Annotated in this window: 14 protein-coding genes and 1 pseudogene; 5 read left to right on the plus strand and 10 right to left on the minus strand. The window is 43.9% G+C overall.

Going from position 1 to position 13,146, the window contains the following annotated elements:
- Positions 1 to 237: 237 nt before the first annotated feature.
- The 8 genes and pseudogenes from JMX75_RS09515 to ilvA form a co-directional block, all read right to left on the minus strand.
- Positions 238 to 1,059, minus strand: a complete 822-nt coding sequence (locus JMX75_RS09515) for a sulfite exporter TauE/SafE family protein (RefSeq protein ID WP_201532143.1) — start codon at positions 1,057 to 1,059, stop codon at positions 238 to 240.
- Positions 1,060 to 1,156: 97 nt separating this feature from the next.
- Entirely contained in the window at positions 1,157 to 1,459 is a 303-nt protein-coding gene (ccoS, locus tag JMX75_RS09520) for a cbb3-type cytochrome oxidase assembly protein CcoS (RefSeq protein ID WP_133104593.1), read from the minus strand.
- 130 nt (positions 1,460 to 1,589) lie between these two features.
- Positions 1,590 to 2,369, minus strand: a complete 780-nt coding sequence (locus JMX75_RS09525; RefSeq protein WP_227673058.1) for a YdcF family protein — start codon at positions 2,367 to 2,369, stop codon at positions 1,590 to 1,592.
- Positions 2,353 to 3,474, minus strand: a complete 1,122-nt coding sequence (murB, locus tag JMX75_RS09530) for a UDP-N-acetylmuramate dehydrogenase (protein ID WP_201532144.1) — start codon at positions 3,472 to 3,474, stop codon at positions 2,353 to 2,355. The genes JMX75_RS09525 and murB overlap by 17 nt, the downstream gene beginning before the upstream one ends.
- A gap of 97 nt (positions 3,475 to 3,571) precedes the next feature.
- Positions 3,572 to 4,066, minus strand: coding sequence for a low molecular weight protein-tyrosine-phosphatase (locus tag JMX75_RS09535; RefSeq protein WP_011513800.1), 495 nt, complete (start codon positions 4,064 to 4,066; stop codon positions 3,572 to 3,574).
- A 225-nt stretch (positions 4,067 to 4,291) separates the two neighbouring features.
- A complete protein-coding gene (locus JMX75_RS09540; protein ID WP_201532145.1) occupies positions 4,292 to 4,732 on the minus strand; it encodes an RNA-binding S4 domain-containing protein in 441 nt (146 codons plus the stop codon).
- 97 nt (positions 4,733 to 4,829) lie between these two features.
- A pseudogene (locus JMX75_RS13120) lies at positions 4,830 to 4,889 on the minus strand (excalibur calcium-binding domain-containing protein); the annotation flags it as partial.
- Positions 4,890 to 4,984: 95 nt separating this feature from the next.
- A complete protein-coding gene (gene ilvA / locus JMX75_RS09550; RefSeq protein WP_201532146.1) occupies positions 4,985 to 6,538 on the minus strand; it encodes a threonine ammonia-lyase, biosynthetic in 1,554 nt (517 codons plus the stop codon).
- A 281-nt stretch (positions 6,539 to 6,819) separates the two neighbouring features.
- Between ilvA and JMX75_RS09555 the strand changes: the two genes are divergently transcribed.
- The 5 genes from JMX75_RS09555 to rpiA all read left to right on the plus strand — a co-directional run bounded on the left by JMX75_RS09555 (position 6,820) and on the right by rpiA (position 10,695).
- Positions 6,820 to 7,203, plus strand: coding sequence for an ArsR/SmtB family transcription factor (locus JMX75_RS09555; RefSeq protein ID WP_265088684.1), 384 nt, complete (start codon positions 6,820 to 6,822; stop codon positions 7,201 to 7,203).
- Between the two features lie 58 nt (positions 7,204 to 7,261).
- Positions 7,262 to 7,669: an arsenate reductase (glutaredoxin) gene (gene arsC / locus JMX75_RS09560; protein WP_201532148.1), complete on the plus strand. Its 408-nt coding sequence runs from the start codon at positions 7,262 to 7,264 to the stop codon at positions 7,667 to 7,669.
- Positions 7,670 to 7,736: 67 nt separating this feature from the next.
- Positions 7,737 to 8,447 (plus strand): arsenical resistance protein ArsH, encoded by a 711-nt coding sequence (arsH, locus tag JMX75_RS09565; RefSeq protein WP_201532196.1) that lies wholly within the window; start codon positions 7,737 to 7,739, stop codon positions 8,445 to 8,447.
- A 137-nt stretch (positions 8,448 to 8,584) separates the two neighbouring features.
- The gene (locus tag JMX75_RS09570; protein WP_201532149.1) at positions 8,585 to 9,889 is read left to right on the plus strand and encodes an arsenic transporter; all 1,305 of its coding nucleotides are present in this window, start codon (positions 8,585 to 8,587) and stop codon (positions 9,887 to 9,889) included.
- A 146-nt stretch (positions 9,890 to 10,035) separates the two neighbouring features.
- The gene (rpiA, locus tag JMX75_RS09575) at positions 10,036 to 10,695 is read left to right on the plus strand and encodes a ribose-5-phosphate isomerase RpiA (RefSeq protein ID WP_181209920.1); all 660 of its coding nucleotides are present in this window, start codon (positions 10,036 to 10,038) and stop codon (positions 10,693 to 10,695) included.
- A gap of 124 nt (positions 10,696 to 10,819) precedes the next feature.
- Here rpiA and argF read toward each other — a convergent pair whose 3' ends face one another.
- Together argF and alr are read right to left on the minus strand one after the other, a co-directional pair.
- A complete protein-coding gene (gene argF / locus JMX75_RS09580; RefSeq protein WP_011513792.1) occupies positions 10,820 to 11,737 on the minus strand; it encodes an ornithine carbamoyltransferase in 918 nt (305 codons plus the stop codon).
- Positions 11,738 to 11,931: 194 nt separating this feature from the next.
- Positions 11,932 to 13,038, minus strand: coding sequence for an alanine racemase (alr, locus tag JMX75_RS09585; protein WP_201532150.1), 1,107 nt, complete (start codon positions 13,036 to 13,038; stop codon positions 11,932 to 11,934).
- Between the last annotated feature and the right edge of the window lie 108 nt (positions 13,039 to 13,146).

Genomic DNA, 13,146 nt, shown 5'->3' on the forward strand with positions numbered 1-13,146 from the left:
GGCTAAATGAGCACCGTAAGTTACGGTTTATTAAAGACTTTTTAGCATCAAAGTCACTCAAATAGCATGAATTATGTCCATTAGCGACTACCTTCTACTTTTTAGCATGAATTTTGTCCATTACACCTTAAGCTCTAAAGTCTTTAAACAGTAAAAAGCCCTTAATAAATCATTAAGGGCTTTTTTATGCATGTAATATTGGTTATAACATTAAGCAATTATCATTGATTAGTAATGCTATTCCATCGTCACCGAGTCATTATTCATATTGTGCATACTGTGATCCATTTGGCTCATATCATGGTGAGTCGTATTATCCGTATCAGTCATCATCATAGTATCACCATGCGCCATGCCCATGCTATGACCGCCGCCATGGTCACCATGCATACTGGACATGGCGATAGGAACGAAGACCACAGCCAAACCTGATAATACCATAACAGCACCATTAAGCTGTCTTAAGCGAAAACGTCCAATCTTATCCCGTAACCAACCAACGGTCTCATGAGTAGCGACTAACATCGGTACGGTTCCTAAGCCAAAGACGAACATCAAGGCAGCACCGCTGAGAGGATTGTGCGCGACCACAGCGATAAGTAGGGCGCCATAGACTAAGCCACAAGGTAAGAATCCCCATAGAAGGCCGGCAGACAATGCTCGCGGGAAAGTATTGAGTGGAAATACTTTTTGACGAATAGGGCTTAGGTATTGCCAAAATCGCATACCAAAACGCTCAAGTCTCTTTAAAAATGGTGCACCAAGCATGGTCATGCCGACGAACACCAATACCAAACCAAGCAAAATACGTGGTGCACTATTGCCTTGCATCAACGGTTGTAATACGGCAGTACCTAACAGTCCTGCGATCAAACCCAAAAATGCGTAGCTGGTTAAGCGACCGAAATGATAGGTCGCCACCAATGCACGGCGCTTGGCGGGGCTGACATCCTTCATCGACAGACCAAAGGCAGTTACTAAGCCGCCACACATACCTAAGCAATGCGGTGAACCAAAAAAACCCATTAATAATGCCGCAACGAGTAAAGCTGTGGTCATGGGAAGGTACTCCTAAAAATGGTAAAAAGCGTACCGACTTACCACTGTCTTATGCAGATAGAATAAGTGGGTAACGCATTAGTAAAATAGCCCAAGGCTATGTTTTTGAGTTCTTGTCTGTATCAGAGAGAGGAGGGGCGACAATATGCGCATTATTTAGCTTATTAGATTCTTTTTCAATCGAAGTAGTAGCGCTCACTTCTTTTACTTCTTGAATAGGTGTTACATTTTCCTGAGCTTGTATAACTTGTCGACGTTCTTGACGATCATCTAAAATAATGCGCTGTGAGGCGTTATCCAAATCCTCGAATTGATTGGATTTGACCGCATAACGTACTGCCCAAATCGCGACCACAAACAGCATGAGACTTAATGGAATTAGTAAAAATATACTGAGCATGGCACATCTCTTTAATCGCAGTTTCTTTTACTATTATACACCTGTTGCCAGTGAGATGGTTGACCTGTAAGGATAAAGGGAAAAAGGTAGATAATTATGAGGGTATGTTTCTAAAATTGAGGTATAGACTCTAGTCGTCAGCAGTTTTGGCAACTTTACCTCTTGGAGTCAACAGCTGCTGCGACGTCACTTCTTTAGCTTGGCGACAATTTGCTTGAGGTCGTATCACATCGCGTAAATAGGCAGCAACCTCATAAACCGCCCGCCTAGAATGGCTTAAGTTTTGTGCTGGTTCCATCCAGTCACGTATGACGGGTAAGGGGGCATTAATCGCCGTGCTATTGATACCGTTTAAGGCAAATTGTCTGCGAGCACGTGCCATATGGTAGCTGTCGGTGATGAGATAGACATGATGCAGAGGGATACGTTTTGCCGTAAATCGCGCATTTTCGCAAGTATTCATACTGGCGTTTTCGCTGATCAAACCATCGATACCATGCTCAATCAGCCATTGACCGAGCCAAGGCGCTTCAGCACCACTGAGTACAATGGGCAGAGGAAGGTCGTGATAGGCTGTAGCGGCAGCACGGGCGCGATTAAGGCTATAGCGATTGAGGATAATTTGATTATTATTATCATTGGTCAGACCGCCACCCAATACCACATAAGCGGTAGGCGGCGAGCTCATAGCAACAGGTGGCATTTTTGGTAATGGTAGATGAGCCAATATATAGACTACTGCTTGAGAAAATAGCGGCGTGAATAAACTGATGAGGACTAAAATAACTGTCGTTGCACCCAGCAAAAACGTGGCATTGATAATACGAAACAGCTTGATCATACGCTCAGCTGAACGTAAATAATGTCGCCATAGGCGATTAGACCATGACTGCTTAGACCACATGCTCATCGTATCCAATGGAGCCATCGGCATTTACCCATACTGGCTCACGCGACAGTTGAATCGCAAATTTCTTATAGACAGTATCTATAATATATTTTTGAGCAGCGGCGACATCTTGTTTGGTAGCAATATACGGCGCGTGATTGGTCAATACTAGCGCTTGCTGCTGATGGGTAAAAATAGGCTCTATACCGCCGCCTTTTAGACCCGCTTGTTCGATAAGCCAGCCGGCTGCCACTTTAGTCATTGCGTCAGGCATTGGGTAGCCAACGATAGCCGGATAAGATGATTGCAGCGTAGCAAATTGATCTTGAGGGACAATAGGATTTTGAAAAAAACTGCCGCAATTTGGTAATTGCTTCGGGTCAGGCAGCTTTTGCTGACGAATCTCAATGATGGCATGCATTACGTCAGCGGGCATCGGTTTGGTGCGACCTTGCTGTGTCGCATAGCTCTGTGCGACGGTCTGTACATCGCCATAGCTTGCCAGCACCTTTGTCGCATCAGTATGCAATCTAAAACCCACACGGCTGATTAGCCACGTATTCGGCTGACGTTTAAATATACTATCACGGTAGCCAAACTCGCAGTCGACCGCGGTCAAATCATGCCACGTTTGACTTGGCAGATGGTAAGCACGTACAGACTGTAAGCAGTCTTCTAGCTGAACACCATAAGCGCCAATATTTTGTATGGGAGCGGCGCCCGTAAGACCAGGTATGAGTGCAAGGTTTTCGAGTCCATACCAGCCTTGAGCGACCGTATGTACCACCAAGTCGTGCCAGTTTTCACCTGCCATTACCTCGATATCGACATGAAAGTCTGTTTGCGCTGTCACCTGTATACCACGCATTTGTGGTCGTAAGACAATCGCATTGAGCTTTGCTGGTAGTAGCACATTGCTACCACCGGACAAGACAAATAATGGCTTTCTATGTTGAGTATCTTGCTCATAATATGCCATAAACTCATCAAGTTGCACCTCATCCGTTAAGGTAACTACAGAGTCAGCCATACATGCCAAAGCCATGGTATTGCTATGAGACAAATCAGCTACGTCATCAGATAGAGTATGTGGTGCACTGGGTTTAGAGCATAAAGCTGAAGTCATAACATAGCCTATGGGGCAAGTAAACAAAAAGTCATATGGTATTTATTATAAAGGATGCTAGGTATAAAGGTAGCAAAAATATAGCGCCTTATGATTACTATATCTTCCAGCTTTCAATCCAAGCTTGTGCACTTGATTCGATACGCTCGATTACCTCTTCAAAAGCATCGCCATCACCAGTGTATGGGTCTGGCACATCATCACCGCCGTAAGTGGGATCTTCCTCACTAAATAAAGCCAATTTGGCTAATTTTTTATCGGTATTTGTTATACCGTTTTTAATACTCTGCAAGTCTGCTAAATTTTGTGCATCCATCGCTAAGATTAAATCAAAATCGCGAAAGTCATCAGCACTGACTTGGCGCGCGACCAATTTATTGATGTTGTAACCATGAGCTTTAGCGTGACGCTGCGCGCGCTCATCAGGTGCATGCCCAATATGCCAATCCCCAGTGCCTGCCGAATCTACCTTCATCGACAACCCTGCAATCGCTGCTTGCTGACGAAAAATCTCTTCAGCAGTTGGTGAACGGCAGATATTCCCCAAACAGACCAATAATACAGATGACGGAGTAGACGCTTTGATGGGCATATGATGACCTTTTGTCGCAATAAAAAAACATGCTATCAAAATCAACATTAGAAATGTGATTTATAAGCATGCTATAGAGTGTAAGTTAATGGGTGATAGCGTAACGGTTAATACCTTGAATGGCAAGGGCAGAGAGTAAACAATAGGGTCAGCAGTTCATGCATACCCGCTAGCCGTATTATTACTTAAGATGAGGCGATGTTATTGCTGATCTTACCAACAGAGCTAATCTTGATTGCTTTTAAAGCGATGTAAATCACGGCGCTCTTTTTTATTGGGTTTGTTGTCTGGACGGGCAAGGTTGGCAAGTTTACGCTGCTCAGCATAATAGGCACGGCGAGCGATGCTTTCTTCGGTTTCTGAATACAATACTTCAGCTGCTGTTGCGTTACCGCGTTGCGCCGTTAGTGCTTCAACAACGACTGTCTTTTCAGTCATGGCAGTGGCTGATCCTTGACGAATCTGCAATTCATCGCCAACAGTAATCTCTTTACTGGTCTTTGCGCGGCTACCTGCATAATGTACGCGCCCGCTTTCAATGGCTTCTTTGGCAAGAGTGCGAGTGCGGTAAAAGCGTGCAGACCATAACCATTTATCAAGACGCATACGAACAGCATCAGGATTGCTATGACTGGGCTGATTGTGGTTTTTATTATGTTTACTCATCAAAACCTCATAGATATCAATAACGTAAGATTATAATGGTGGTATTTTTAATAATTAAAAGAGCAGTAAGCGATTAACATCGTTTTTGTCATTGAAGTTATTGACAACACTGCTGTTCACAGGGGATGCCGTCATGGTTATTATCCATTTTTGTATTAGGACAGTGCTATAAGATTTAAGTGGCTTTTGTGCATTATGTCATTTGGGATTAATGCTTTCGGCCACTGATAAATTGATAGTCTACGTTTATTTTTATTTCAAAAACAACTGATAACCAACATTATCATTAAGCATGGTGCAGTCGTAACCGATATCGAGCAGCGCATCTTGTAGCTGGCGAGAGTTACCCTCAGAAGCTTGTAAACCGACCAATACTCGACCTTCAGCAGCGCCATGATTGCGATAATGAAACAAGGTAATATTAAAGTCGTCACCCAATTTTTCTAAAAAGGTCAATAAAGCACCTGGACGTTCTGGGAAAGTGACTTGTAATAACTGCTCATTTTCAACATGAGCATGGCCACCAATCAGATGACGGATATGGGATTTGGCGACATCGTCATCGGTCAAGTCGTGTGCTGTATAGCCATCAGCTACCAATTGCGTACGGATGGTTTGACGCTCTTTGTCACCTTCTTTTAATGCAATCCCAACGAATATCGCCGCAGGTTCCATAGAATCAGGTGATTTCTTACTATCAGCACGGTAATTAAACTCAGTAATATTACGACCGTGTAGACTACGACAGAAGTTTAAGAAAGCGCCAGTCTGCTCAGGGATCGTTACGCCAAAGATAGCTTCTTTTTTCTCACCAATCTCAGTACGCTCAGCGATGTAGCGCAAGCGATCAAAATTCATATTAGCACCGCAAATGATGGCGACGCAGTTTTTGCCTTGTAGGTTATGAGCCTCGATGTATTTTTTCATACCAGCAACTGGCAGCGCGCCAGCAGGCTCAACGATACTGCGGTTCTCTTCAAAGATATCTTTGACAGCAGCGCAAACTTCATCATTGGTACAAGTGACGACTTTAGGATCGACGACAGGACCGGACTTATCACTCTTCTGCATACGAACAATATCAAACGGTAATTCGCCGATTTGGGCAACTGCCACACCATCGACGAACAGTCCTACTTGTTCAAGTTTGACTCGCTCATTGGCTTCAAGCGCCGCTTTTAGTGACGCTGATTGGTCGGCTTCTACAGCAATGACTTTGACATGCGGGGCAACTTCGCCCAAAAATGCAGCGACGCCAGAAATCAGACCACCACCACCAACTGCTACAAAAACGTAATCCATATTGCGCCATTGCTGGGTGAGCTCAAGCCCGATGGTGCCTTGTCCGGCAATCACCAGCTCATCATCATATGGTGGGATAAAAGTCAAACCTTCACGCTCAGCGCGATCAATGGCATAACGGTTGGCTTCATCAAAGCTATCACCGTACAAGTCGACATTGCCGCCAAGCGCTCTGACGGCATCTACTTTGATATCAGGAGTAGTGGTTGGCATAACGATAATGTTATTAAGAGCAAGTTTACGAGCAGAATAGGCAACCCCTTGGGCATGGTTGCCCGCCGATGCGCAAATCACGCCACGTGCTTTTTGCTCATCATTTAATTGGCTAATGCGATTATAAGCGCCGCGCAGTTTAAAGGACTTTACCGGTTGCAGGTCTTCACGTTTAAAACGAATGTCATTAGTAAAACGTTGGGTCAGTTTGGGTGCCGCTTCAAGTGGTGTTTGAATAGCAACGTCATAGACGGTGGCTTGCAAGATGGCTCGTACCCAATGTGACAGCATAATGATTCCTAAACTAGAGTATGTATGAAAAAGTGCGGTGAATTATAAGTAAACAAGCAAGTCGCTATCAGCGACAAAAAATGCAGAGAATGATAAAAATCAAATAGATTAGCCTATGCTGATTTTAAACATGTTGCAAGACACAATTACAGTTTTTGCGGCGGTTTGGTCATTGATGTTTATTAAGTCAAAGAAAATTATCAACAAAACCAGTTTTTTTGCTTATTTATCCAAAAAAGCTTGAGTCATTTCCATATGTCTGTATTATTGGACATATGGAAATGACTCAAGCTATCATAAGTTTTGCCGCCCTCTCACAAGAAACTCGTTTAAAGGCATTTCGACTGCTGGTCAGTCACGAGCCTTTAGGATTACCTGCGGGTGAAATTGCGCGCCAATTGTCTGTGCCGCACAATACAATGTCAACGCACTTAGCTGTGCTGGCACGAGCAGGATGGGTGATATCAGAGCGCCAAAGTCGCCAGATTATCTACCGTGCTTCTTTATCACATATGCAGACCGTCATTGAGTTTTTATTACAAGATTGCTGCTCTGGACATCCAGAGCTGTGTGCGGCTCTTGTTAATAATTTAAATGGCTGTTCAACCGATAGTCGCGGTGGCATTAATGAGCTGGATGATGTTAAAAACCACCCCCATTGTTAAACTGCTATCAATCAAAAACGTCCCAATTCTATATTCATAAAAAATAGGTGAGATTACTATGACATCTTTGATTTTTCACAACCCAAAATGCGGTACTTCTCGTAACACTTTAGCCATTATGCAAGCGTCAGGGGATAATCCAGAGGTGATTGAATACCTTAAAACACCGCCGAGTCGCGAGTATTTGGTTGAGCTGTTGGCAAAAATGGCTCTCTCACCACGAGAGCTGTTACGCAGTAAAGAATCGATTAATGATGAGCTGGGTCTAGACAACCTTGCCGTATCTGATGATGAGATTATCGATGCCATGATTGACCATCCTATCTTAATCAATCGTCCTATTGTAGTCACAGATAAGGGCGCGGCGTTGTGCCGACCGTCGGAGCGAGTGTTTACATTATTAGCCAATCCGGTCAGTAGTTTTACTAAAGAAGATGGAGAGACTGTTTATGACGTTAAAGGTTGATACAAAAAGCGCCGCAACAGTTTCAGAGACTATTGATTTGGATGAAAGTGGTCTTGACAAGGTAAATATGGATGATTTGCCTAATATTGATACAAGTCTTATTCATCCTATTGATATTGAGTCTTTAATAGGCGCAAATGACCCACGCCATGCGCCAAAAATACTGGTGTTATACGGCTCATTGCGCACGCGTTCCTTTTCAAAGCTAGCAGCCGAGGAGGCGAGTCGTCTATTGCGCTGGTATGGTTGTGAGGTGAAGATGTTTGATCCATCTGGCTTGCCATTACCGGATGCTGTTGATGCAGATCATCCTAAAGTGCAAGAGCTGCGTGAGCTTGCGCAGTGGTCAGAGGGTATGCTGTGGGTCAGTCCCGAACGTCACGGAAGTATGACCAGTATCATGAAAGCGCAAATCGATTGGATCCCGCTGTCATTGGGCGGCGTCCGACCAACTCAAGGCAAGACTTTAGCGATAATGCAAGTCAGTGGAGGTAGTCAAAGCTTTAATACGGTCAATCAGCTGCGTATTCTTGGGCGCTGGATGCGCATGATTACTATCCCAAATCAGTCGTCTATTCCAAAAGCCTTTTTGGAATTTAACGATGATAATCGCATGGATAAGTCGCCTTTATATCTGCGCCTTGTTGATGTTTGTGAGGAGTTAGTGAAGTTTACGTGGCTCACTCGTGGACGCTCAGCCTATCTGACTGATCGCTATTCTGAACGGGTTGAAAGTGCTGAAGAAGTATCAAAACGCGTCAATCAAAAATCGATTTAATTTTTAATTCTAAATTGACCTAATATCGATTCGATACTTATTCAATAAAATAGGCTAAATCAAGTAGGCTGTATGAAGCCTACTTGAATAAATGTCACTAAGTTTTCTTAAGTAAGTCTGCTTAAGTAAGGTAGTTCATGCTCGCATTGATTATTTTTATCGTTACTTTAGGGCTAGTAATATGGCAACCTAAAGGTTTGGGCATTGGTTGGAGTGCGATGGGCGGGGCGTTGGTCGCCCTAGCTTTTGGTGTGGTGCAATTATCTGATGTCGGTGTCGTGTGGGACATCGTTTGGGATGCTACCTTTACCTTTGTCGCCCTGATTATCATCTCTCTTATCTTAGATAAGGCTGGGTTTTTTACTTGGGCAGCCCTGCATGTAGCGAGATTGGGTAATGGACAAGGGCGTCTATTGTTCCCTATGATTGTGATATTAGGCGCTTTTATTTCTGCGTTTTTTGCCAATGATGGGGCGGCATTATTACTGACCCCGATTGTGATTGCGATTTTATTACGGTTAAATTTTTCGCCGCCATCTGCTTTGGCATTTATCATAGCGACTGGTTTTATTGCTGATACTGCAAGTTTGCCATTGGTCACATCTAACCTCGTTAATATCGTTAGTGCTAACTACTTTGATATTGGTTTTGGACGTTATGCTTTGGTTATGGTACCAGTCAATATTGTCTCTGTACTAGCGACGCTAGTGGTGCTATGGATATTTTATGCACGCCACATTCCAATACACTACTCAATGGCTAACCTTAGCACGCCTGAGTCAGCGATTGAAGACACCTTGGTTTTCAAAGCCGCTTTTCCGCTACTGGCTTTGCTGCTTGTCGCTTATTTTGCGACAGAGCCGCTCGGTATTCCTATCTCGCTCGTGACTGGCGCAGCAGCCTTACTACTTATGGCGATTGCAGGGCGATTTTGGCAAGGCGGTCGTGGGGCGGTGATGTCCGTGCCTGAAATTGTGCGTAGAGCACCTTGGCAGATTGTTTTATTTTCTATCGGCATGTACTTGGTTGTTTATGGTTTGGGCAATGCAGGATTAACTGCTTATGGTGCTCAAATCCTAAATTGGTTAGGACAACAAGGAACCCTAATAGCAACCTTGGGCACAGGATTCCTCTCTGCTATCGTGGCATCTATTATGAATAACATGCCCTCTACCTTGATAGGCGCACTAGCGATTGATAGCGCCCAAGTACCGACCGCCACTCGTGAGCTGATGATTTATGCCAATGTCATTGGCAATGATTTAGGACCCAAATTTACGCCTATGGGCAGTCTTGCGACTTTACTATGGCTGCATGTATTGGCAGAAAAAGATTATAAAATCAGCTGGGGGCAGTATATGAAGATTGGTTTGATTATCACCCCGCCAGTGTTATTAGTCACCTTATTAGCTTTAGTATTTTGGTTGCCCTATTTGTCTTAGTCGTAAAAATTAACGTCATATCTTATTATTAGAGGTGCTATTACGCTGACATCTATCAAAGTCATCGGTTATAATAGCGGCGCATTTTACCTCTTTTACCCTTTACTTTTTTTAAAGCGATACGTTTATTTTGCCAAGGACTTATGATGAGTGATCAGCAAGCACAAAAGCAAGCCGCCGCCCGCGCCGCCCTACGCTATATCGAAGATGATATGATACTTGGCGTAGGGACAGGAAGTACAGTGAACTGTCTGATTGAGTTATTACCAACAGTAAAGCTGGCTGGCGCAGTTGCAAGCTCGCAGGTGACAGAAGATAGATTGCGCGCACTTGGTATCGAGATTATTGACTTAAATTTTGCCGGTCAGCTCGATGTATATATTGATGGTGCTGATGAAGTAAACGCGCATTTGCAACTGATTAAAGGTGGCGGCGGTGCGCTCACGCGTGAAAAAATCGTTGCTGCTGCATCGAACAAATTTGTTTGTATGGTTGACGCTAGTAAATGTGTTGAGATACTAGGACGTGAGTTCCCGGTGCCGATAGAGGTGTTGCCACAAGCCCGTTCATATGTGGCGCGCGAGTTGGCCAAAATGGGCGGTGAGCCTGTTTATCGTGAAGACTTTGTCACCGATTATGGCAATGTGATTTTGGATACTTATGATTTGGATGTCAGTAATCCAATAGCACTTGAACAGCAGCTTAATAATATCGTCGGTGTGGTCTGTAATGGTATCTTTGCTGCTAATCAAGCCGATGTGTTGTTAAAAGCCAGCAGTAATGGGGTTGAAGTACTGACTCGATAATCAATAAGCGCTTGTCTATTAGACACTAACTTGGTTATCACATATTAAAAAAGGCAGAGCACAAGTTATGTGCTCTGCCTTTTTAATATCTATGATTGTATAAATAGCTTTTGAAAAATAGTATCTATATTTTGATTTTGTCTTTTAGCAAAAACTCCATCAAGGCTTTTTGCGCATGTAAGCGGTTTTCAGCTTCATCCCATACCACTGAGCGTGGGTCATCTAACATATCATGAGAGATCTCCTCACCACGATGCGCTGGCAAACAGTGCATAAAGACTACTTCAGAATCGGCTTTATCTAGCAGTGATGGTGTCACTTGATAAGAGGAAAAACGACGCGCACGCGTGTTTTGTTCAGACTCTTGTCCCATGCTTGCCCACACATCAGTGACAATTAAGTGAGAGTCTTTTGCCGCTTCTTGTACGTTTTCAACGATACTCACGCAATGTGAGAAGCGTTTCATCAGCTCAGGGTCAGGCTCAAAGCCATAAGGCGCTGCTACTCGTAGCTCAAAGCCAAACTGATTGGCAGCTTGCATGTAGGATGCACACATATTGTTGCCATCACCGACCCAAGTGACGATTTTATTTTCGATACTACCGCGATGCTCGTAATAAGTTTGCATATCAGCCAACAACTGGCAGGGATGAAATTCATCCGTTAAGGCATTAATGATTGGTACGCTTGAGTATTTTGCAAAGGTTTCGACTTTTTCGTGACCAAAGGTACGAATCATAATGATATCGACCATGCTAGAGATAACGCGCGCGGAATCCTCAATTGGCTCACCGCGTCCAAGTTGGGTATCATTTGGCGATAAGAAGATAGCGCTACCACCAAACTGTCCCATGCCGGTTTCGAACGAGATACGCGTGCGGGTGGATGACTTCTCAAATATCATACCGAGCGTACGACCAACAAAGGGCTGGTATATCTCGCCTGCATGTTGCATATGACGCAATTCGCTGGCGCGTTTGATAAGATTTTCTAGTTCTTGTTTGGTTAAATCAGATAAGGTCAAAAAATGGCGCAAACTCATAGCAATCCTAGCAGTCGAACAAAGTCAATGAAAATGATACGTTATCAGCCGGCAATTATATCGCGTCAATGCGTATACTGGAATGACAACAAACTTTTAGTATAGCGCAATTACTCTCAATGTAAATGTCCAATTTGCCATGATTTATCAGTCATGCAAACCTGCATTCGATGAGACATTATCTGACATGGCGATTACATCTGTATACGATTTGGGCGTACGCTTAGACGACACAGTAGCTCATAGCCAATCGTATCAGCATGGGTGGCAACTTCATCAACATGCGGTGCATCACCCCATAGTATGACCTTGCTATTTAAAGCGCTACTCTCTGGTACAGCGCTCACATCGATGACAATCATATCCATTGCGACACGCCCAATCACTGCACATGAGTAACGTTGCTGATTTACGGCGTCAATGACTGAAACATAAGCATCCTCATTGACAACGCGGGGATATCCATCACCATAACCAATACTAACGAGAGCCGTTTTAACATCTTGCTGGGCTATCCAGCGGCTGCCATAACCGATGGCGTCGCCAGCTTGTACGGTCTGCAAGGCAATAATTTGTGCGCTAAATTCCATGGCTGGCTGCAAATTTAGCGTATACGCGCTTTGGTCGATGACAGGCGCACTGCCATATAACATAATGCCTGGACGTACCCAATCATGATGATGCTCTGGGAAATTAACGATACCAGCAGAGTTGCACAATGATCCTTTAATACTAGTACTGACTGTTTGTCGTAAAGTACTTAGCATGTCATTAAAACGCTGGATTTGTATGGCATTTAATGGGTGATCTTGATTGTCAGCATTGGCAAAATGGGTGGTCAAAATCAGCTGATAGCCAGCATCATGCAGAGATTTTGCGGCTGAAATAAGCGTTTGGTTATTAAAACCTAAACGATTCATACCCGTGTTGTACTTTATCCAAACCACTCGAGTGGCGCTATCAACAGGTGGTATTTGCTCTAATGCCCAGTCCAATTGCGGCGCATGATGAATCACGCAACTGATATCGTGTTCAATTGCTTGTCGCCATTCATCAACAGTAAAGGCCCCTTCAATAAGCCCAATAGTTTTATCCCAGCCCAATTGCCGTGCTTCTAACGCTTCTCTTAAAGTAGCGACCCCGATACCATCTGCTTGCTGTAACGCTGGTAGGACGGCGGCGACACCATGTCCATAGGCATTGGCTTTTACCATCGCAAGGACGTTAGATTTTGGTGCTAACGCTTTTACTTGATTAAGATTATGAGTAATGGCGGCAGGCTTGATAGTGATTGTGCGCATAATCGTCTTCTTTTTTAGCAAAGTGATGAAGGGATAAACTTATAAAGCCAGTAATTCATCAATTGAGTTGATGAGTCACTGGCCATTTTTACGAGCAATTTTGATGCG

This window comes from Psychrobacter sp. LFX-11D (assembly GCF_904846475.1).
Taxonomy (GTDB): Bacteria; Pseudomonadota; Gammaproteobacteria; order Pseudomonadales; family Moraxellaceae; genus Psychrobacter; species Psychrobacter cryohalolentis.

Bases quoted from the DNA above. Each gene is read 5' to 3' on its own strand.
- JMX75_RS09515 (WP_201532143.1), bottom strand. From the start codon at position 1,059: ATGACCACAGCTTTACTCGTTGCGGCATTATTAATGGGTTTTTTTGGT.
- ccoS (WP_133104593.1), bottom strand. From the start codon at position 1,459: ATGCTCAGTATATTTTTACTAATTCCATTAAGTCTCATGCTGTTTGTG.
- JMX75_RS09525 (WP_227673058.1), bottom strand. From the start codon at position 2,369: ATGAGCATGTGGTCTAAGCAGTCATGGTCTAATCGCCTATGGCGACAT.
- murB (WP_201532144.1), bottom strand. From the start codon at position 3,474: ATGACTTCAGCTTTATGCTCTAAACCCAGTGCACCACATACTCTATCT.
- JMX75_RS09535 (WP_011513800.1), bottom strand. From the start codon at position 4,066: ATGCCCATCAAAGCGTCTACTCCGTCATCTGTATTATTGGTCTGTTTG.
- JMX75_RS09540 (WP_201532145.1), bottom strand. From the start codon at position 4,732: ATGAGTAAACATAATAAAAACCACAATCAGCCCAGTCATAGCAATCCT.
- ilvA (WP_201532146.1), bottom strand. From the start codon at position 6,538: ATGCTGTCACATTGGGTACGAGCCATCTTGCAAGCCACCGTCTATGAC.
- JMX75_RS09555 (WP_265088684.1), top strand. From the start codon at position 6,820: ATGACTCAAGCTATCATAAGTTTTGCCGCCCTCTCACAAGAAACTCGT.
- arsC (WP_201532148.1), top strand. From the start codon at position 7,262: ATGACATCTTTGATTTTTCACAACCCAAAATGCGGTACTTCTCGTAAC.
- arsH (WP_201532196.1), top strand. From the start codon at position 7,737: ATGGATGATTTGCCTAATATTGATACAAGTCTTATTCATCCTATTGAT.
- JMX75_RS09570 (WP_201532149.1), top strand. From the start codon at position 8,585: ATGCTCGCATTGATTATTTTTATCGTTACTTTAGGGCTAGTAATATGG.
- rpiA (WP_181209920.1), top strand. From the start codon at position 10,036: ATGAGTGATCAGCAAGCACAAAAGCAAGCCGCCGCCCGCGCCGCCCTA.
- argF (WP_011513792.1), bottom strand. From the start codon at position 11,737: ATGAGTTTGCGCCATTTTTTGACCTTATCTGATTTAACCAAACAAGAA.
- alr (WP_201532150.1), bottom strand. From the start codon at position 13,038: ATGCGCACAATCACTATCAAGCCTGCCGCCATTACTCATAATCTTAAT.